The 20,184-nt window shown below is 31.2% G+C and carries 25 protein-coding genes and 1 tRNA gene; 15 read left to right on the forward strand and 11 right to left on the reverse strand.

Features of this window, described 5'->3' with window-relative positions:
* The 5 genes from rnc to ACP5FO_RS03220 form a co-directional block, all read left to right on the forward strand.
* A partial coding sequence (gene rnc / locus ACP5FO_RS03200) for a ribonuclease III (RefSeq protein ID WP_428157012.1) occupies window positions 1-683 on the forward strand: 683 nt, incomplete at its 5' end.
* A complete protein-coding gene (gene era, locus ACP5FO_RS03205; protein WP_428157013.1) occupies window positions 676-1,542 on the forward strand; it encodes a GTPase Era in 867 nt (288 codons plus the stop codon). The genes rnc and era, both read left to right, overlap by 8 nt.
* A 9-nt stretch (window positions 1,543-1,551) precedes the next feature.
* Window positions 1,552-2,901, forward strand: a complete 1,350-nt coding sequence (gene glmM, locus ACP5FO_RS03210) for a phosphoglucosamine mutase (RefSeq protein WP_428107263.1) — start codon at window positions 1,552-1,554, stop codon at window positions 2,899-2,901.
* Window positions 2,898-3,086, forward strand: coding sequence for a DUF3783 domain-containing protein (locus tag ACP5FO_RS03215; RefSeq protein ID WP_428107258.1), 189 nt, complete (start codon window positions 2,898-2,900; stop codon window positions 3,084-3,086). Before glmM ends, ACP5FO_RS03215 begins: the two co-directional genes overlap by 4 nt.
* Before the next feature lie 3 nt (window positions 3,087-3,089).
* Entirely contained in the window at window positions 3,090-3,719 is a 630-nt protein-coding gene (locus ACP5FO_RS03220) for a LysE family translocator (RefSeq protein WP_428107254.1), read from the forward strand.
* Here the strand turns inward: ACP5FO_RS03220 and ACP5FO_RS03225 are convergent.
* From ACP5FO_RS03225 to ACP5FO_RS03235, 3 genes are read right to left on the reverse strand one after another with little or no spacing between them, the layout of a single operon-like run.
* A complete protein-coding gene (locus ACP5FO_RS03225) occupies window positions 3,705-4,361 on the reverse strand; it encodes a LysE family translocator (protein WP_428107252.1) in 657 nt (218 codons plus the stop codon). The genes ACP5FO_RS03220 and ACP5FO_RS03225 overlap by 15 nt on opposite strands.
* Window positions 4,345-4,992, reverse strand: a complete 648-nt coding sequence (gene ispD, locus ACP5FO_RS03230) for a 2-C-methyl-D-erythritol 4-phosphate cytidylyltransferase (protein WP_428107249.1) — start codon at window positions 4,990-4,992, stop codon at window positions 4,345-4,347. Before ispD ends, ACP5FO_RS03225 begins: the two co-directional genes overlap by 17 nt.
* Window positions 4,955-5,809, reverse strand: a complete 855-nt coding sequence (locus tag ACP5FO_RS03235; protein WP_428157014.1) for an ABC transporter substrate-binding protein — start codon at window positions 5,807-5,809, stop codon at window positions 4,955-4,957. Before ACP5FO_RS03235 ends, ispD begins: the two co-directional genes overlap by 38 nt.
* Before the next feature lie 46 nt (window positions 5,810-5,855).
* On the opposite strand from ACP5FO_RS03235, the gene ACP5FO_RS03240 reads away from it, so the two are divergent.
* From ACP5FO_RS03240 to ACP5FO_RS03265, 6 genes are all read left to right on the forward strand, one after another.
* Entirely contained in the window at window positions 5,856-6,428 is a 573-nt protein-coding gene (locus ACP5FO_RS03240) for a nitroreductase family protein (RefSeq protein ID WP_428107241.1), read from the forward strand.
* A gap of 31 nt (window positions 6,429-6,459) precedes the next feature.
* Window positions 6,460-7,455: a UDP-N-acetylglucosamine 4,6-dehydratase (inverting) gene (pseB, locus tag ACP5FO_RS03245; protein WP_428157015.1), complete on the forward strand. Its 996-nt coding sequence runs from the start codon at window positions 6,460-6,462 to the stop codon at window positions 7,453-7,455.
* 13 nt (window positions 7,456-7,468) lie between these two features.
* The gene (locus ACP5FO_RS03250) at window positions 7,469-7,657 is read left to right on the forward strand and encodes a hypothetical protein (protein WP_428107232.1); all 189 of its coding nucleotides are present in this window, start codon (window positions 7,469-7,471) and stop codon (window positions 7,655-7,657) included.
* Window positions 7,658-7,706: 49 nt separating this feature from the next.
* A tRNA-Ser gene (locus ACP5FO_RS03255) sits at window positions 7,707-7,794 on the forward strand.
* A gap of 65 nt (window positions 7,795-7,859) precedes the next feature.
* Complete coding sequence (locus ACP5FO_RS03260; RefSeq protein ID WP_428107229.1) at window positions 7,860-7,982, forward strand: hypothetical protein; 123 nt, start codon at window positions 7,860-7,862, stop codon at window positions 7,980-7,982.
* 71 nt (window positions 7,983-8,053) lie between these two features.
* Window positions 8,054-8,941 carry a DMT family transporter gene (locus ACP5FO_RS03265; RefSeq protein ID WP_428157016.1) on the forward strand — a complete coding sequence of 296 codons (888 nt, stop codon included), beginning with the start codon at window positions 8,054-8,056 and terminating at the stop codon, window positions 8,939-8,941.
* 29 nt (window positions 8,942-8,970) lie between these two features.
* Here the strand turns inward: ACP5FO_RS03265 and nrfD are convergent, their stop codons facing one another.
* From nrfD to pilM, 8 genes are all read right to left on the reverse strand, one after another.
* Window positions 8,971-10,143: an NrfD/PsrC family molybdoenzyme membrane anchor subunit gene (gene nrfD, locus ACP5FO_RS03270; protein ID WP_428107221.1), complete on the reverse strand. Its 1,173-nt coding sequence runs from the start codon at window positions 10,141-10,143 to the stop codon at window positions 8,971-8,973.
* A gap of 159 nt (window positions 10,144-10,302) precedes the next feature.
* A complete protein-coding gene (locus ACP5FO_RS03275) occupies window positions 10,303-10,557 on the reverse strand; it encodes a hypothetical protein (protein ID WP_428107215.1) in 255 nt (84 codons plus the stop codon).
* A 62-nt stretch (window positions 10,558-10,619) separates the two neighbouring features.
* Window positions 10,620-11,063: an SsrA-binding protein SmpB gene (gene smpB, locus ACP5FO_RS03280; protein ID WP_428107208.1), complete on the reverse strand. Its 444-nt coding sequence runs from the start codon at window positions 11,061-11,063 to the stop codon at window positions 10,620-10,622.
* Window positions 11,060-13,213 carry a type IV pilus secretin PilQ gene (locus tag ACP5FO_RS03285; RefSeq protein WP_428107204.1) on the reverse strand — a complete coding sequence of 718 codons (2,154 nt, stop codon included), beginning with the start codon at window positions 13,211-13,213 and terminating at the stop codon, window positions 11,060-11,062. The genes smpB and ACP5FO_RS03285 overlap by 4 nt, the downstream gene beginning before the upstream one ends.
* On the reverse strand, window positions 13,210-13,644 hold the full coding sequence (locus tag ACP5FO_RS03290; protein ID WP_428107197.1) for a hypothetical protein: 435 nt from the start codon (window positions 13,642-13,644) through the stop codon (window positions 13,210-13,212). Before ACP5FO_RS03290 ends, ACP5FO_RS03285 begins: the two co-directional genes overlap by 4 nt.
* A 2-nt stretch (window positions 13,645-13,646) precedes the next feature.
* On the reverse strand, window positions 13,647-14,243 hold the full coding sequence (locus tag ACP5FO_RS03295; protein ID WP_428157017.1) for a type 4a pilus biogenesis protein PilO: 597 nt from the start codon (window positions 14,241-14,243) through the stop codon (window positions 13,647-13,649).
* A gap of 2 nt (window positions 14,244-14,245) precedes the next feature.
* Window positions 14,246-14,770, reverse strand: a complete 525-nt coding sequence (locus ACP5FO_RS03300) for a PilN domain-containing protein (protein WP_428107188.1) — start codon at window positions 14,768-14,770, stop codon at window positions 14,246-14,248.
* On the reverse strand, window positions 14,767-15,765 hold the full coding sequence (gene pilM / locus ACP5FO_RS03305; RefSeq protein WP_428157018.1) for a type IV pilus biogenesis protein PilM: 999 nt from the start codon (window positions 15,763-15,765) through the stop codon (window positions 14,767-14,769). The genes ACP5FO_RS03300 and pilM overlap by 4 nt, the downstream gene beginning before the upstream one ends.
* A 149-nt stretch (window positions 15,766-15,914) precedes the next feature.
* Between pilM and ACP5FO_RS03310 the strand changes: the two genes are divergently transcribed.
* From ACP5FO_RS03310 to ACP5FO_RS03325, 4 genes are read left to right on the forward strand one after another with little or no spacing between them, the layout of a single operon-like run.
* Window positions 15,915-16,214, forward strand: a complete 300-nt coding sequence (locus tag ACP5FO_RS03310) for a hypothetical protein (RefSeq protein WP_428157019.1) — start codon at window positions 15,915-15,917, stop codon at window positions 16,212-16,214.
* An 8-nt stretch (window positions 16,215-16,222) separates the two neighbouring features.
* Window positions 16,223-18,571, forward strand: a complete 2,349-nt coding sequence (locus ACP5FO_RS03315) for a Lon protease family protein (protein ID WP_428107170.1) — start codon at window positions 16,223-16,225, stop codon at window positions 18,569-18,571.
* Window positions 18,564-19,718: a chorismate synthase gene (gene aroC, locus ACP5FO_RS03320; protein ID WP_428157020.1), complete on the forward strand. Its 1,155-nt coding sequence runs from the start codon at window positions 18,564-18,566 to the stop codon at window positions 19,716-19,718. Before ACP5FO_RS03315 ends, aroC begins: the two co-directional genes overlap by 8 nt.
* Complete coding sequence (locus ACP5FO_RS03325) at window positions 19,715-20,182, forward strand: shikimate kinase (protein WP_428107157.1); 468 nt, start codon at window positions 19,715-19,717, stop codon at window positions 20,180-20,182. The genes aroC and ACP5FO_RS03325 overlap by 4 nt, the downstream gene beginning before the upstream one ends.
* The last annotated feature ends 2 nt before the right edge of the window (window positions 20,183-20,184 follow it).

Genomic DNA, 20,184 nt, shown 5'->3' on the forward strand with positions numbered 1-20,184 from the left:
ATAAAAGATTTAGAAAAATGGATTTAGAGGAAATTATTGGGTATAAATTTAAAAATAAAGCATTGCTGGATAAAGCTCTAACACATAGATCCTATGCAAAAAACCCATTTTACTCAAATGAACTGTTGGAATTTCTAGGTGATGCTGTGCTTGAACTAATAGTTAGTGAATATTTAATCAATAACTTTCAAAATTTAAGAGAAGGTGCGCTGTCTAAAATTAGAGCAGCAAGTGTAAATTCAGATGTTTTATCCGATATATCGAAAAACTTAAAACTTTATGAATTCTGCAAATTAGGTAAAAGTGAAAAGCAAAAACAAATAGCATTAAACAAAAAAATATTAGAAGATTTGTTTGAGGCATTGGTAGGTGCTATTTATTTGGACTCTAGCCTGGAAGGTGCTAAAGATTTTGTTTTGGCACTTCTTAAGCCAAAAATTGAAAAATTTAGTGAGTATAAACTATTTGACCCCAAAACCGTTTTACAAGAATTAACACAAAAAAAATTTGCAATGCTGCCAGAATACGTTTTAATTAAAGAAGAAGGCGAACAACACAACAAAACTTTTCACTCTCAAGTGGTAATTGGCAATAAAACCTACGGCGTAGGCATTGGTAAAAGCAAAAAAGAAGCAGAAAAAAACGCTGCTTTAAAAACAATAGAGATTTTAGAAAATGTTTAAATCCGGATATATCGCCTTAATCGGCAAGCCAAATGTTGGCAAATCAACTTTTTTAAATCTAATGATCGGAGAGAAATTATCAATTGTAACAAACAAACCCCAAACAACAAGAACGCCTATAAAAGGCATTTTGACAACAGATAACTATCAGATAATTTTTATTGATACGCCAGGCATTCATGAGAGCCAAAAAAAGCTCAATCAAATAATGCTTTCAAGCATTAAATCCACTATTGAAGATGCGGATGTCTGTTTTATTATTGCTGATAGCCCAGGCAACGATTATCTAAAAAACTTTGAAGATTTGCTTTCGAAGAAAAATACCATACTGTTAATAAACAAAGCTGACAAACTAACAAAAGAGCAGATTGACTCAATTAGAGCAGAATTTATGATTATTGACCCCAAAAAAATTATAGTTACAAGTCTTATAATGGATAACCCAAAAGAAGAAATCTTAAATGCTATATTAGAAGAGCTAAAAGAAGGCCCAAAATACTATACTGAAGATGAAATTTCTATCAACAGTTTGCGTTTTTTAGCATCTGAGTTTATTAGAGAAACATTAATTGAAAACTTATCGGAAGAATTGCCATACTATATAGCAGTAGTAATTGACGAATTTAAAGAACGCAACGAAAACCTTACATATATCAAAGCTATAATATATACAGAAAAAGACTCGCAAAAAGCCATAATTATAGGTCAAAACGGCTCAATGCTTAAAAAAATTGGCTCAAGCGCAAGAAAAAAAATAGAATATTTGATTGATAAAAAAGTTTATCTAGAGCTTTGGGTTAAAGTAAAAAAAGGCTGGACTAAAAACGAAAAACTTATAAAAGAATTCTTAAGCGAATAAGGAGCAATTATGAAAATTTTTGGCACAGATGGCATAAGAGGCAAAGCAAATGTTTTTCCGCTTGTTGGCGATGTAGCTTACAGGCTTGGGAAAGCTTTAGTATACGCTCTTGATTCTCAAAAAAATAAAAAAAAGAAGATTATAATAGGAAAAGATACAAGGATTTCCGGCTACATGCTTGAATCTGCTATTACTTCAGGTATAGTATCTATGGGGGCAGATGCATATTTGGTGGGACCAATGCCAACACCCGCCATTGCTTTTTTGGTTAAAAGTATGAGGGCCGATGCAGGTGTAGTTATTTCTGCTTCTCATAATCCCTTTGATGATAACGGTATAAAAATTTTTTCGCATGAGGGTATAAAAATATCCGTTGAATTGGAAGAATTAATTGAATCATACACATTATCCAATGCTTTAGATAATGTTAAATTTTTGGGCGCAAATATTGGAAAAGTATTCAGGATAAGGGATACGCTTGGCAGATACATTGTTTTTGCAAAAAATGTATTTCCATACAATCTTGAACTAGATGGGTTAAGACTTGTTATTGATTGTGCAAATGGAGCAACATACAAAGTAGCACCCATGATATTTGAAGAACTTGGTGCAGAAGTCATTTTAACAAACAATGAACCAAACGGCACAAACATCAACGAAAAATGTGGCTCAACCTACCCTAACAATATAATCGAAAAAACCACACTTTTTAGAGCAGATGTTGGAATTGCTTTTGATGGTGATGGTGATAGAGTTATTATGGTCGATGAAAACGGCAAGCTAGCGGATGGTGATGCCATATTATCTATATTAGCTATAGATTTAAAAAATAAAGGCAAGTTAAAAAACAATACTATTGTCGGCACAATTATGAGTAATTTTGGACTTGAGTATGCTCTTAAACAAAACAGCATAGATCTTGAGAGAGTAGACGTTGGGGATAAATATATTATCCAAAGGATGCTCGAAAAAAACTACAATTTAGGTGGAGAACCATCTGGTCATGTGGTTTTATCAGACTTTAATACTACAGGAGACGGTATTATCACAGCATTAGCGGTTTTGTCAATCATGGTTGAGCAAAATGTCAAATTGTCCCACCTACTTGAAAACTTTACAAAAGTTCCAGAAAAAACGAAAAATGTCCATGTAAGTAAAAAGATAAATTTAGATGAAATCGATGAAATAAAACAATCCATTGAACAAGTAAAAAACAAACTGAACGGCGAAGGTAGACTTATTGTGCGCTACTCCGGGACAGAACCGGTAGTTAGAGTCACAATTGAGTCAAAAGACATAAATATAATAAATGAAGGAATTGAATTAATTTCAAAAACAATTGAGAAGCATCTATCATGAAAACAATAATTTTACATGATTTTGACCAGAAAGAGCTTATAAAATTCGTAAGACTATATAAGCAGCTTGAAAAAGATTCGCTTTTGCCAGAAGCTATAATTGCTTCAACCACTGAAAGCTCATTAAACCAACTGTTAAAAAATTTGCTTTTGGATCTCGAAAAAGAGCATTTAGAGTTTACTTAAAATATGAACTTCATAGGCTCTTTTGTAAGTGGCTTTATACTGGGCGCTGGTGCTAGCGTACCAATTGGTCCAATAAACATACTTATTATTAATGAAGCACTTGTGTCTTATAGAAACGCTTTTTTGTTAGGACTTGGCGCAATGTGTGCGGATATTACGTATTTAACGCTTATTTTCTTCGGTATTTTTGCGCACATAAATGAACACTCTGCTATTTTTCGTGTTTTGAGTTTTTTAGGCGGCACTTTTTTGATATACTTAGCTTACAAAATCTTCAGATCACGTGTAATTGATAGTGCTAAACTCAAAACACAAATTTATTTTGCCAGTCCTTTTAAATCTTACTCAAAAGGCTATATTTTAACAATTCTAAATCCATACACAATCCTATTTTGGACAAGCATGCTAGCTTATATTGGTCAAAATAACCTGCAGTTTGGATTTACACTTATAGGATTAATTTGTGCTATAATACTATGGATAAGCTTGATGCCTTTTTTTGTTTACAAAACTAAATCTTTTTTTAATCAAAAGGTTGGAGTTTACGTAAATATTTTATCTTCTCTAATTATTTTTGGCTTTGGTATATCGATACTTATAAGATTATTGATTACAATGTCAACTTTTAAATAGTTGAATAGAACGGACCAAAAAATATAGCGAAAATCCAGCCAATATAAAAGCCAAAACAATATTAATCTTGTTTACCAAACTTGTATTAAAGGATTTTCTTATATGATTTAAAATTCTAGCAATAACCAAAAGATAACTTAACAAACCCATACCACTAAACAATACAAAGGCAAAAAGATACAAAGGGTTATAATATGGTATTACGCCTATGTCGTAGGCAAACTGCACATAAACAATCCAGAAAACTATCATTAATGGGTTTGTAAATGACATTGTAAAACCTGTCATAATAGACATGTGATGCGTTTTATGCTTCAGTTGAGATAATGAAACATTTTTCTTTATTCCATCTCTAAAAGCTAAAATTGATAAAATAGCAAGCAAAAGACCACTGGAAAACAATAAAACAGCTTTAACCTTTTCATCATCAAGAAAACTTGTTATGCCAAAACTAGCAATTATACCATAAATTATATCCGAACACACTGAACCCAAAGCAACCATATAAGCGGATTTTAAATTATTGTTTATAGCTCTTTTGGCAACTTCGATTTGCACTGCACCAATTGGGATAGCAATTAAAAAACCAACCAAAAAAGCAAAGATTACTATAATTACTAAATGCTTATAAAAAAATATCATTTAATATACAACTCGCAAGTTTTAAATCTTCCTTTGTAGTTATTTTAATATTATATCGAAAACCCTCAACAATTGAAACACTAGAATAGTAATGTTCCCATAAGCTTGCCTCATCGGTAAAAACTAAATTATCTTTAATAGACATCTCAAAAGCATTTTTTAACATTTTTGTATCAAAACCTTGAGGTGTTTGAGCACAGTAAATATTATCGCGAATAATTGTAAACTTTACATTACCATCTTGAACAAATTTTAAAGTATCTGTACATTTTGTCGCCAAAATAGTAGCTTTTTGCTTTGATACTTGATTTAATAATTCAAAAATTTTTGTTTTACTCAATATAGGCCTAGCTGCATCATGAATCAACACTATGCCTTCATCAATTAATTGTAAACCATTATAAACAGAAAAGAAACGCTCATTTGAGCCTTGCACAATGTTTGCAAACTTATAGCGTTTTTTTACAAACTCAATATCTTCTTGTGGAACTGTAACAATCACATTAAAACCCAGCTCTTTAAAAAATTCCACACTATAATCCAATACAATTTTGTCGTTTAGTCTTTCAAATTGCTTTTTTGAACCAAAACGACTACCGCTGCCTGCAGCCGTTATTATTGCAGTTTTCATAAAAATAATCGTTTAAAATTTTTATTCCTTTGATAATATTCAAACTCGGTCTTTCTATCAGAGTATTGTCGATAAATAAAACTCTGTTTTTCTTATAAAAATAATTTAGCAATTTATTTTGCTTAAAAAAAGAATTTTTAAGATGAGAGTTTACAATCAAAAATTGTGGATTTTTTTCTATCAAATACTCACTAGTAACTTCAGGCCAATCACTTTTTGTAATAATATTGTTTCCGCCTGCCACATTTATAGCATTGGATAAAAATGTATCATGTCCAGCAACAATAATGGGCGCAAGCCATACCAAAAAAACAACTCTTGGTTTTAACTTTATGTGGTGTAACTTGCTTAATTCCGCATTGAATAAATGTACTTTATTTTTAGCTTCTTTAATTTTATTTGTAATTAAACCAAATTTATCAATATCTTCAATAATACCTTTTATATTTTTGGGTTCAAAAACAAACACATTAATGCCAAGAGCACTAAGGGATTTAACGCCATAGCGTTCGTATATAAATTTTGGCATGATAACCAAATCTGGCTTCAATGAGATAACTTTTTCTACATTGAATGTACCAAATGCGCCCACATTTTTAGCTTTTGCATTAGGCTTTTTGGTATAGTCAGTATATCCAACAATCAAATTAGATGCGCCGATTTCTTCCAATATATCACATGCAGCAGGGCTTAATACTACAATAGATTTTGCTTTTGATATGTTGATTGTCCTTGAAATATCATCTTTTATAGTAACAGCAAAAGCATTTATAGCAAAGGTTAAAAAAAACACCAAGGCTGTTATTGACCTTTTCATAGTTTTATTATAATCTTTATTGTTAAGATGCGCAAGGAGGTTTTTTATGTTAGATGAGCTTATCAAAAAAAATAGAAGTTATCGAAAATTTGCCCAAGTAACGATAAAATGTGATGAGATAAAAAAAATACTAGAAATTTTAAGGTTTGTTCCATCTGCACGAAACGCACAACCTTTAAAGTACATTGCTTCTTGCAACAAAGAAAAAAATGAACAAATCTTTAGTACTCTAAAATGGGCTGGTTATCTAACAGATTGGAACGGACCTGATAAAACCCAAAAACCATCTGCGTATATTGTAATTTTGCAAGACAAAAGTATTTCAAATGATAATTTTGTATTAACTGATGCTGGCATTGCACTTCAGACTATTCTTTTAAAAAGTGTTGAGATGGGTTTTGGCGGATGTACAATAGCTGCTATAGACAAACCCAGGCTTTCTTCTATACTAAATTTAAAAGAGAACTTAGAAATACTTTATGTTGTAGCAATTGGAAAGCCTGCAGAAACAATAGAAATTATTGACGTCAAAGACGATATAAAATATTACAGAATAAATGATATACACTATGTACCAAAAAGAAGCCTTTCTGAGCTAATTTATGCAATTATAGAATAGATTTTGCTATTTAAGTTAAAGGGGTATTTAAATGCTTAATGAAAAAACTATATTAATAACAGGTGGAACAGGGTCTTTTGGCAAAGCATTCACAAACGCAATATTAAAATCATACAAACCAAAAAAGTTAATAATATACTCAAGAGATGAGTATAAGCAATTTCTTATGCAAAAAGAATTTTTTCAATTTGATGGGGTTTTACGATTTTTTATAGGCGATGTAAGGGATAAAGACAGACTCTATAGGGCACTTGATGGAGTTGATATTGTAATACACGCAGCAGCACTAAAACAGGTGCCAACAGCAGAGTATAATCCACTTGAAGCTGTAAAAACGAATATATATGGGGCAGAGAACGTAATTGATGCTAGTATTGACTTAGGCGTTGAAAAAGTAGTTGCCTTATCTTCAGATAAAGCTGTAAACCCTGTTAACCTATATGGTGCAACCAAACTTGTTTCAGATAAATTATTTGTAGCAGGAAACGCGTATGTAGGTAAAAAGAAAACAAAATTTTGCGTGGTAAGATACGGCAACGTTGCAGCAAGTAGAGGCAGCGTAATACCCTTCTTTAAAAGTTTAATAGATCAAGGCAAAAAAGAATTACCTATAACCGATTTTGAGATGACAAGGTTTTGGATTAGCTTAGAAGAAGGAGTTGAGCTGGTATTTAAAGCTATCAAAGAAGCCAATGGCGGTGAAATTTATGTATCAAAAATTCCTTCTTTTAAAATAGTGAATTTGGCAAAAGCCATGTGTGAAGATTGCGTATTAAAAGAAATAGGAATAAGAGAAGGTGAAAAACTTCACGAAGTAATGATAACACCAGAAGACGCAAGAAACACTTATGAATACGACGATCATTTTATAATATATCCCCAATTTAACTGGTGGGGGAAAAGTAGTGTTAAAACTGGTGGTAAATTGGTAAAAAAAGGCTTCCGATACTCTTCTGATGGAAATGATGCATGGCTTGGTATAGAAAATATTAAAAATAAATTAAGCTCACTAAGTATTGAATACTAAACAAGAGGTGCTTATGCTATGGTTTGTTATTATTGTGCTAATTATAACCATTGCAATAATAGTTGTTTTGATAAATAAAAAAATAACAAAAAAACCAACATTGTCTGATAAAGATGCTTATGGGGCAAGTTTTGGCGATTGTAGCTTAGATTTGGAAGAATTACGCAAAAGATCAGAAGAAAAAAAGAATAAGCCTCAATAAAAACCTTTTGTTTGACATTTAATTAAAACTTTGTATAAATAAAATTTAAGGAGAGGTGTCCGAGTGGCCGAAGGAGCACGACTGGAAATCGTGTGTAGGGCAACCTACCGCGGGTTCGAATCCCGCCCTCTCCGCCAAGTATACTTTAATTAATCTTTGATTTTTTTAAAATAAGTTATTATTATATAAAGGGGAGATAATTATGTTTCGAGCCAGTATAACGGCAATAGAAAATAGCTTAACAAAAAAAACTGTTACAGATAAAAATATAGCAAGTCTGATAGTAGAATGTAATGAAACAAATATAAAAAATATGAACTCTTAAAATGTACAAACTTTCAAAAAACAGACGAAACAAGATGTTTTATAATCTTTTAGGTTTAACTATTTAAAAACATGGTATATTTTTACTTCGTTTTTCTAATAATAATATGGTCTTACTCATGGGTAATTGCAAAAATTGCTCTAAATTTCACAAGTCCAATTGTATTTTCTCTTTTAAGAACTCTTATTGGCACAGTTGCAGTTTTTTTGTTCATTATATCTATAAAAAAAATACAAAAAATACAAAAAATAGAAAACCTTCTTCTTATTGTTTTACTTGGTTTAACACAAACAACTGGGTTTTTTATTTTTGCAAATTTATCTTTGGTAAGCGGAGGTGCCGGAAAAGTTTCCTTGTTAATTTACACAATGCCGTTTTGGTCTATAATATTTGCTAGAATTATTTTAAAAGAAACAGTAACTAGATCGCAAAAAATTGCTATAATTGGATCCTTTTTTGGTCTTATTTTTATAATTGAGCCATGGAATTTGCAAAGCAGCTTTCTAAGCGATTTTTTTGCTTTACTAAGCGCAATTTCGTGGGCAATTAGCATAACTATTGCAAAATTAATATTAAACAAACAAAAAATGGATGTATTATCTCTTAATGCTTACCAAATGCTATTTGGTCTAGTTGGTATCTTTTTGTGTTGGTTATTTATACCATATCAAAAACAAACTATCTTTTCTTCCTATTTAATTTTTGCTGTTTTATATGCTGGCATTATTGCCACGGCTATTGGATGGTTTTTATGGTTATATATATTAAAGAAAATGAAAGTAAATATAGTAAGCCTAAGCTCTCTTGCTGTACCAATTCTAACTATTTTAGAATCATGGATTCAATTAGGCGAAACACCAAATATTTTTGAGATAATTGGTATTATCTTAATAGTTTTATCTCTCTTAATAATATATTTTGATTTGACTTTAAGAATAAATAAAAAAGTGGCTACTTAAAAAGTAGCCACAACATTTTTTTAATAAGATTATTCTTCGGATTCCGCTTCTTGGGCAAATTTTTTGTTCAGTATCCTATCGCCAATTAAATAAAGTAATCCAGCTACACCCAAAGCACTTATAAACAAACTAATCTCTGAAAGAGACGGTGTATAACTCATATAGAAAACTTTATCGTAATATACGCTATTTACTGGTACCAATTGTCCAGCTACAATCGTATTATACCTTTCAAAAAACACACCTATAATTACCAAAATTGCAGCTATCAGCGATCCTGTGTTTGATGGTTTTCTAATCAACATAAAAAATGGTACTATCATTCCTAAAATCACTTGGAATAACCAGAAATCAATTGCCAATTTACCCCATAATAGTGCAACTGCTGCGCCAGCTACTTCTGGCTGATAAGTATAAAGAGCCGTTCCCATGCGCCAACCTGTAAAAAACATCATACCCAGAACTACAAAAAACAGCGTTTTTTCCAATATAGATGATACAGTAGACAATCTTTCTTGCAAAGACGGCACCAATCTTTTTGTAAAATAACACAAAATCAGACCAAATCCAGCACCCAAACCTAAAGCAGAAAGTATAAAAAAGATTGGTATATAAGCTCCAAACCAAAATGGTCTTGAAATATTACCAGCGAAAACAAAACCCATATTACTATATGCGCTTACTCCTACCAAAAAACTAATTATTGCAATTGGAAGCAACCATTTATGATTTTTTGTAAATATCAAATAAATCTCAAGAGCAATAATAGGTAATTCTAAAGCGTAAAGCGTAGACATCCACCAGATGGCACTTGTTATATGCGGCGGAAAAAAGTTAATCACGAATCTTAGTATCTGTAGCTTAAAAGGCCCACCTAAATCCCAGAAAATAACATAAAACCCACCAAGTAGTGCAGTAAGTGCCAATAATATCAATTTACGCTCCATTAACTGCACATGCTTTAAGCCAAACAAATGGCACATAATAACAAGAAGAGATAGACCTGTAGTGATACCAACCAGGAAAGAATAACCAATAATTAGCAAGCCCCAAGAAACATACCTCGTTACTCCATAGCTAGGCTCCTGACCATAAAAAAAAACATGCGCCATACCATATAAGCCTATAGCTGCCATTATGAAAAACAAAATTGTCCAAAAATCTACAATAGGCTTTCCAGCTACTTCTGAGCCACTCCTCATAAAACCTCCTTTTTGCAACCCAACTATCATTGGTTTAATTCAAACTAACAAATCATCGTCTATTTTAATGTTCTAATTTTTTTTGTCAATCAAATTTTAAAATACTCTTTAACAATAACTTGTTAGTAGAATCCAAAAAACAAAAAAAACTTTAAAAAACTATTTTGTTAAAGCTCCAGCAGCTGCCCCAAGACCTGCTCCTACTGCAGCCCCAACTGCTGCGCCTGTCGCTGGACTACCTGCCGTTAAACCACCTACAACTGCGCCACCCACTGCACCAATGCCAGCGCCGCTTAAAACACGCTGTTGTGTTGGTGTCATGGTTGAACAACTGCTTAAGGTGACAACGCAAAAAAAACCTAAAATAATCTTTATTGCGGATTTCTTAAAATTTACCTTTAATGTTTTTTCCATAATTAAACCTCCATATTTTATTCTTAGCTTTATTTTACACTTTTAGAAATTATTATCAAGTATTAAAAATCTTTAAAAGCCCTTTCCTTTTCTAGATTTAACTCTCTTTCTTTTAACGATTGTCTTTTATCATATAGCTTTTTACCTTTTGCTAACGCCAATTCTATTTTAATAAGACCATTTTTAGTATAAACCTTCAAAGGAATCAATGTATAGCCTTTTTCCTTTGTTTTGCCTATTAGTTTTGCAATTTCTCTTTTATGCAAAAGTAGTTTTTTTGGTCTAAGCGGTACATGGTTAAACTTTTCACTAGCAAATTTATAAGGACTTACATGAAAATTATACAACCACAACTCTCCATTATCTATGTCTGCATAAGAATCTTTTAAGTTGGCATTTCCCGTTTTGATAGACTTCACTTCGCTACCAAGTAAAGCAATACCAGCCTCATAGGTTTCTAAAATTTCATAATCATGGCGTGCTTTGCGGTTTAATATTTGGTTCATAGTATTTTAGGTGTTATAAATATGTAAAGCTCGCTTTCTGGTTTCGTTATCGTCTGTGACTTAAAAAGCCACCCTAAAAGTGGTATGCTCTGTAAAAATGGTATACCATTTTCGCTTTTTGACGTTGTTGTTTCATATACTCCGCCTATTGCTATGGTTTGACCGTTTTTGACAATTACTGTAGATGTTATATTGTTTTTATTTATAATTAGTTCACCATTTGGTGCAGCACCAGCAGGCGAATCTTTTTTTATGTCAAGCTTCATTATTATATCGCCATTATTTGTAATATGTGGTGTTACCTTTAAAGAAAGAACCGCATCTTTGAAACTTGTGCTTTGTGTGCCAGTTGTAGTAATTGTTGTGTATGGTATTTCCTGCCCGCTTTCTACAGTGGCTTCTTGGTTATCAAGCGTAATGATTTTTGGCGAAGAAAGAGTTTTTGAATAGTTGTTCATCTCAGCAAGTGAAAGTTTTAGATCTAAGTTATAATTTGCCATAACATTGCCTACCATTAAAGATAAATTTCCAAATTGATTTGCAGCTGGTGTATTTACTACGTAATTACCGTTTGCAAAAGCATTATTTACAGAAAATCCATTTGTGCTAACACCTGCAGTTTGAGCTGCACTTGGAGCATTAACGGAAAGCGGCAATGTTGCACCACCAATTGCCAGGTAAGAATTTTGACCGAAAGTCTTTTGAGCATAATTTCCGCCCCATTGAATACCTAAGTCTCTCTCATAGCCTTTACTAACAATAACAATTTTTGCACTAATTTCTATTTCTCTCTTTTTGACATCTATTGCTTTTACAATATTTTCAATTTTTTGAATGTTTTGTTTTGTATCATAGCATATTATTGAATTATTAACTTTATCTGCAACAATAAAACCTATGCTTTCTTTTTGTTTATTATACACCAAGGAATCAATAATGTTTTTTGCATAATCTGGGCTTATATAATTAAGTTTAATAATTTTAGCAACCGCATCGTTTTTTCTCTCTAAATTTTGCTGCATAGTAATAGCTTCTAACTGTTCTTTTGTAAGCTTAGCCGCTTCAGAAGCTGAATTTATAAGTAGAACATTACCTTGTCTTTGCACTACAAGTCCCTGTTGTTTAGCAATTAAATCTAATGCCTCATCCCATGGTATATTCATCAACCTCATAGTAATTTTTCCTTTTACAGAGTCTCCTATCATGACGTTTAAATTTGCAGCTGCTGCAATTACCCTCAAAACATCCTGCAAATCTGCATCTCTTACATCAAATGAAATTTTCTTGCCTGTAAAGCTAGTCCTTTCTTCTTTTGATATAATATTTAAGTCTTCAACTGCCTCTTGAGGGGAAAGGACTATAAATATAGATTTATCTGTGCTTGATATAGCGTCAATATGAGCATTATTAGTAAACACTTTTATACCATAGTTGTTTTTTTCAATGTTAGTAGTAATTTTTTCAACTAGCTTTGACGTATTAGAAATAGCTGGTTTTGAAGGTCCAACATCTTTGACAACAACCAAAATATTTCCATTTTCATATTTGACTTCATAGACAGGCTTTTTGGTTGTTGTTATGCTAACTTGCGTTTTATCTTTAAAGGCGCCAGCACTTATTGATTCTATTGTATTTCTTAAATTATTTTCATTACTGGACAAGACTGGTCCACCGTTTGATGGTTTCATCTCCATTTTGGTAGTCTCTTGAGACAATGTTTGAAGCTTCGGGTTTTTTATGTCATTATTTGCTTGTTGAATTGAACTTTCACTAAAAGCCACAGTTATTGTATTGTTGTTCCTATCGATTTGATATACAGTCTCTTTATTTATCGTAAAAACCACTCTCAAACCAATATCTTTGTCTTTGTGAAGTGCAAGTTTTACTAAACTAACTGCACTTGAATCTTTAGCTAATATAAGAGTTGGTATATCTTTGCTAAATGATTTAATACCAAGAATATCTAAAACCAATAGTTTATTATTGTCTTTATCCAGTGTAAAAGTTTTGTAAAACATATAACCATTACCTTTAATAGTGCATATATTATGCTCAAAAGTTAATGAGTCAATATTTGTGGCTTTCTGAAAAGCGTAAGAATAATTTATGGCAAACAAAAACAAAACAATACTAAAAAAGTATTTTTTCATGGCTTCACCTTATTTGAAAGAGTTTTATTTGATACATCTTGAATATTTCTATTTTGGTTACTTTTAGCTTTAGTTGCTGAAATTATATTACTTGGACTTTGCAGAGAAAGTTCTTTAATGCCGGTTGGTGTTTTTAAAATAACTTTGTTTGGCAATATTTTAATGACCTGGATCTGACCTATTTTTGTACCTTGTTTTACAACATATACCATACCGCTGGCATCTTGAAGCAAAGCACCTTTTAGACTACCCCACATAACCATTTTTAGTGTAAAATCTGAACTTTGAATTTGAGTTGCATTAGACAATGGATTTATTGATGCAGAGATTGTTTTAACAAGCGGTAAAAAAGGATTCCTTGAAACGTTAAACGCAAATGCAATGGAGCTTGCTATACCAACAAAAATAAAACTTAAAATAATTTTTTTCATTGTTATTTCTCACTTTTTTGTTTTTGTAAAGGATTTTTAAGGAAATAAGTTTGTGCTTTAAAATCAGCATTTAGTATATTAGCATTATTTGACTGACCAATGGAAAAATCTGTTATCTTTACCAATCTTTGCATATTGCTTAATGCTTCAAATGTATTGCCAATTTGGTTATATGAGCCTGTTATGCTAATTTGTATCGGTGTAATTGTATATGTAGCGTTTTGGTTTTGTTCACTAGCTGTCTGCGGTGAAAACTTATTCATTGAAACACCAGTCTTTACAATAGTAGAATGCATATCAACCAATAATTTCGGAATTTCTTCTTTTTCAGGTAACATTTCTTTATATTTCTGCAATTTTTTACTAATATCGGCGTATCTTTTCATTTCTAAAGGCAACTTTTTTTCAAAATCGCTTAATTGCGTTATTTCTGCACTAAGTTTATTTGATTTTACGTATAAGCTCTGAAAATAACTAAAATACCAGATTAAAGCCAAACCAAGTACAACAACTACACCGATAATAATTTTTTGGGATTGCGGAATATCGCTAAATTGCTGGGAAAACTGATTCTTTCCGATTAGTTTTTTTTGTGCCATAACTACCTCAAATCACAAATAAGAGAAAACTGGTAAATATTTTGCTTTTGCTCGTTTGTTTTTGTAACACCTTGGTTAAATCTTACATCCTTTATTATTTTTTGACTTAGCAAGTTATTCATAAAAAGCGATATAGAATCTATATCCAAACTTGATGCAGAAATATTTAAAGTGTTACCCTGCTTTTCAACCCTTGTAAGCCATACATTGTCTGGCAAGGCGCTTGACAAAGTGTACAATATTTCAACAGGAAGGTTTTTGCCTAACTCAAGCTTAGATATTGTATTGACAAGTTGTCTAGCTTTCAACTCATTGCTTTGAATAATTCTGATCTTGTTAGATAAAGCGCTTAAATAAGTTTTTTTTTCTTCTAAATGCTTTATTTTTGCTTTTTCAAAAGTGCTTACACCAAATAATAAAGCTATTTCTATAAGTACCGCAATAAACAATATAAACCAAAATCTTTCTTGTAATCCTCTTTGCTTTTGTTTTTCACCAATGGTATTAAGTAAATTTATCTCTATCATGCTTTCCTCAACGCTAAGCCCAAAGCTACATCAAATAAATATTTAGTGTTCATATCAAATTTTGTGTCTTCTTCTGTCAATGTATTAAAAGGGTTAAGTTTTATCACATCAATATTAAACACCGTGGCCAAATAAGACGCTATTTCATCGATGGAGCAAGCACCACCAGCTAAAACAAAGTTATCAATATGTCTGTCTGCTATGAGAGAAAAATTAAAATTTAGCACATTTGATAATTCATTTTGCAAATTTATTAAATTGCTTTCGATAATGCTTATTAAATGAGCGTCCTTTTCTTTTGATAATAGCAATGTTAAGCTCTCTGGTTCTGAAATAGAAAGCTTATTTGCAACATCAACAACAATAGAGTCTAAACTAAAATCAATATAGCTAAAAAATATAGGCTCAGTTCCATCCAATAATGCCAATTTTGTTGATTTTGCACCAATGTTTAGTATAAATACAAGCCTATTTTTTTCTGGTGTGTTTTCTAAATAAGTATTTATTGTAGAAAATATATCAACATCAATACATTCAAGTTTTAATTTTGCTTTACTAAATACCTCTTTTAAAAACTCTATCTTTTCTTTTTTTGCTGCAACAATTAAGACTTTAATATTTTTGTTTTTTTGATCTATATTTAGAATTTGATAATTAACATTTACTTTATCTAGTTTAAAAGGTATATATTGCTCCGCTTCCCACATTATAGCTTGCTCAATTTCTGATTGATCAACCATAGGTATAGTTAGGTACCTTGCAATACATTCAGAAATATTAAAGGCATAAGCAATAGATTTATTTTTTAGATCGTGATCCTTTGCTAATTTTGTTAAAAAATCTTTCATAAAAGAAGGATCTTCTAAATTAAGATCATTTGGAGAATTAACAAATTGGGCATTCTTTAAAAACTTTACACCGTTTTTTTCCCTTAATTGAACTATCTTGGTTAATTTTGAGCCAATATCCAAACCTATAAGATTCTTACTTCCCATTTTTCATACCTTCTTGCATAAATGTTATTTAATTTTAACATCGTCACTTAAACATTGTCAACAAAAAAATGTTTTTTAAAAAAATTTTTTCCGATTTTATTTATTAGCAAAATTTGTTCTAAAATTAAAATTTGATTTTTGGATCTCGAATGTATATATTTATAAACATGGAAGAAAAACGTTTTAGCATAGATATTGTTTTAAAAAAGACAAAAAGGTGGAATTTTAAAGAAATACTAATCGAAAAAAATATAGTCTACTGTGAATGGTTTATGGAGTTGAATGAAGACGTATCTATTATTTCTGTAGATGTAAATATTGAAGAATTAGAAGACTTGTACGATTTTATATTGAATCAACTTTCAGAATCAAGAATAGTTTTGCCAAATGGTACAAGGCTAAAAGCAAAGCTGCCATTTGATATTATAAAGACGAAACTTGTAAAATAGGAGTTTTTATGGGAGTGCAAATTGTTGAACCAAAAGAATTTAAATTTGACATAGATATACCAAACAGCGTTTTCGAAGGTGAAAAATCAGACTATTTTGTTAATCAAGAGCGATTAAACCAAGCACTTAAAATGCTTGTAAATATTGATAATCCTTATTACAATTTATACATATCTGGCAACTTAGGTCAAATAAAAGACTATATCAAATATAAAATAATAGAATTATCAAAAAATAAAGATTTTAAAGTATACGATTATGCTTATGTAAACAATTTCGATAACCCTAAAATGCCAAAGCTACTTGTTTTGCCAAAAGGAAGAGCAAATACACTCGCTTCAAAAATGAATGATTTTGTTGAGTATTTAATAGCAAATATACCTGCTATTTTTGAAAGTAAAGAATATGAAAACAGAATTCAGTCCATTAATATTGAGTATAATGAACGCCAAACAAAACTCTTTGAAGAATTAGAAACAAAAGCATCAAAACTGGATTTTGTAATTAAACCAACACCATCCGGTCTTGTTGTAAATCCTGTTCTGGAAGGTAAAATCATTACAGAAAAAGATTTTTCTATGCTCAACCAAACCTTAAAAAAAGAAATTGAAGAAAAGAGAAAACAACTTGAAATATTTATAAATGAATTTATGTTTGCATCAAGAGAACTAGAAAAAGAGCGCTTCCAAAAAATTAAAAAAATAAATGACGAAATGGGCTTGTCAATAATAAGCAACAAGTTAGATGCTATCAAAACAGAATTTGAAGGTATTGAATCTGTTGAAAATTTTCTAAACGATGTAGAACATTATACAATTAGCAATATACCGATTTTTTTGCCTAGCAAAAACGAGCCTTTCCCGTTTTTAAGCATGCCTTCAAAATATATTGAATACAAAGTTAATGTAATTGTGGATAACTCAAATATTGATATTCCAATATATTACGAACAAAATCCTACATATTCCAATCTATTTGGTAAAATTGAAAAACAAGCCTATTTTGGAATGCTTGTAACAAACTTTACAAACATAGTATCTGGTCAAATTGCCAAAAACAATGGCGGCTTTTTAATATTAGATGCGCTTAGCGTACTTACAAACCCTTTTGCGTGGGATAGTCTAAAAAAAATTATGAGATCTGGGCAGTTAACAATAGAAGACCCGATTGATAAATATAGTGCCATTTCAACAGAAACTCTAAAACCTGAACCAATAAACTTAAATATAAAAATCATTCTAATAGGCGATGAGTTTATTTATAACATCTTGTATGAGTATGATGAAGAAATGAAGAATCTTTTTAAGTTAAAAACTAACTTTAACCATACTATAAACGCAAACACTGAGACAATTAATACATACTTAACAAACATAATTAGACAATGCAAGAGTAAAAATCTCAAAATCCCAACAAAAGAAGGTTTAACGGCTGTTGCTAAATATGCATTTAGGCTTGCTGAAAGCTCAAATAAAATTTGGTCAAGAATTGATGAGTGTATAGATGTTATTGAAGAGGCAAATACGCTAAATAGCGAAACTATAGAATATAAACACATTGAACAAGCAATAAACAATAGAATATTTATAAAAGACTTATACAGAGAAAAAATTCAAGAAATGATTAAAGATGGCACTATATTATTAGACTTGCAAGGAAAAAAAATTGGACAAGTAAATGGTTTGTCCGTTTCTCAAATTGGCGATTTTTCTTTTGGTAGACCAAATAGAATAATAGCTAAAACTTATGTAGGAAAAGGTGGCGTAATAAACATAGAAACTGAAAGCAAATTATCTGGTAAAATTTTCGATAAATCATCATTCATAATTGGTGGCTATCTAGGCTCTAAATATGCCTATGACAAACCACTTAGTTTGCAAGCTACTATAAGTTTTGAGCAATCTTACTCTTATATTGAAGGTGACAGCGCAACAGTAGCTATGGTAATTGCTCTTTTATCATCGATTGCCAAAGTACCTGTTAAAAATAATCTTGCTGTGACGGGATCAATGAGTCAGGATGGATTAGTACAGCCTATTGGAGGCGTAAACGAAAAAATTGAAGGATTTTTTGATGTTTTAAAAATCTCTGGTAATTTAACTTGCGCAGGCGCAGGCGTAGTCATACCATACCAAAACAAAAAAGATTTGGTTCTAAGGGATGATGTTATAGAAGCGATTCAAAGCGGCAATTTTAAAATATACACTATTGAAACAATAGATGATGCTATTGAAATTTTTGCAGATATACCTGCTGGGAAAATGTTAAAAAATAGGTATGAAAAAGAAACGTTTCATTATTATGTAGATCTATGTTTTAGAAAAATTATGAAGCAATTAAAAAATAACAATGATTAGTTATCTAGACGCAGGTGAATCGCATGGAAAGTGCTTATGTGCCATTATAGATGGAATCCCATCTGGTTTAAACATTAGTGAAGCTTTTATTAATAATTTGCTTGCCCTAAGGCAAAGTGGTTATGGTAGAGGAGGCAGGCAAAGAATTGAAAAAGATAAAATAGAAATACTAAGCGGTGTACGCTTTGGTCAAACAACAGGAAATCCACTCACTTTAAAAATATCAAATAATGATTATAAAAACTGGGAAGATATAATGGCACCTTTTGCCATCTATACAAATCAAAAACAAGTTACAAAACCAAGGCCTGGTCATGTCGATTTAGTAGGATATTTAAAGTATGATAGAAATGACATGAGAGATTGCTTAGAGCGCTCAAGTGCAAGGCAAACCGCTATTAGAGTAGCCGTTGGGGCAATCTGTGAGTTATGCTTAAAAGAAGCTGGGGTAGAGTTTTACAATTTTGTAAGTGCGATCGGAGATGCAAAGGCAAATATAGACTATAATGATTTAGAAACTATTAGAAACAGTTTAAACAATGAGCTATTTTGCCCTGATTTAAGTGCTTTGGGCTTAATGAAAAAAAACATCGACGAAGCTCTAAAAAATAACGATAGTTTGGGTGGTGTAGCAGAAATATTGGTTACAGGTGTTGTTGCTGGTATTGGCTCTTACAGGTGGGACAAAAAACTGGATGCAAGGTTAGCTTTGGCTGTTATGAGCGTTCAGGCTATAAAAGCTATCAGTATAGGAGAGGGTATAGAGAATGCTTTTAAGTATTCAAGTGAAGTTCAGGATGAAATTTATTATGATAGCGATCTTAAAGAATACAAACGCTACACAAATAGATTAGGTGGCATTGAAGGCGGCATCTCAAACGGAGAAAATATTACTTTAAAAGCATTTATGAAACCAATCCCTACAACGCGCAAAGGTCTAAGAAGCGTTGATGTAGAAACAAAACAAGAATGTCTTTCACTCTATGAAAGATCTGATGTGTGTGCAGTTAGTGCCGCCAGTATAGTCGTAAGAGCTGCATGTGCATATGAGATTTTAAATGCTTATTTAGAAAAATTTGGTGGGGATACAATTAGAGAATTTAAAAATAGAATTAGAAATTACAAAGAATATTTGAAAGATAAATGAACTTAATTTTGACCGGTTTTATGGGTAGCGGCAAAACCACAATCGGTAAAAAACTAGCAAAAAAAATAAATTATAAATTTATAGACACAGATGCAGTCATCGAAAGAAAAATGAAGATGCCTATAAAAAAAATTTTTTTGCTATATGGAGAATTTTTTTTTAGGAGACTTGAGCGACGTATACTATTAAATATTAACTTAAAAGAATCATTTATTCTATCAACAGGTGGGGGTATGCCTTGTTTTAAAAACAATATCAATATAATGAAAAATAAGGGTATTGTTGTTTATTTAAAAACTCCCAAAAATCGTTTATTTAAAGTTGATAAATCAAATAGGCCGTTATTTAAAAAAGCAAAAATACTTTTAAATAAAAGAAAATACTGCTATCAAAAAGCAGATTTTACAATAGAAAACGAAAAAATAGATAAAACATTAAAAAAATTAATAAAACTTGTGAGGTGAAT

Source organism: Desulfurella sp. (genome assembly GCF_049977265.1).
In the GTDB taxonomy this organism is placed as follows: Bacteria; Campylobacterota_A; Desulfurellia; order Desulfurellales; family Desulfurellaceae; genus Desulfurella.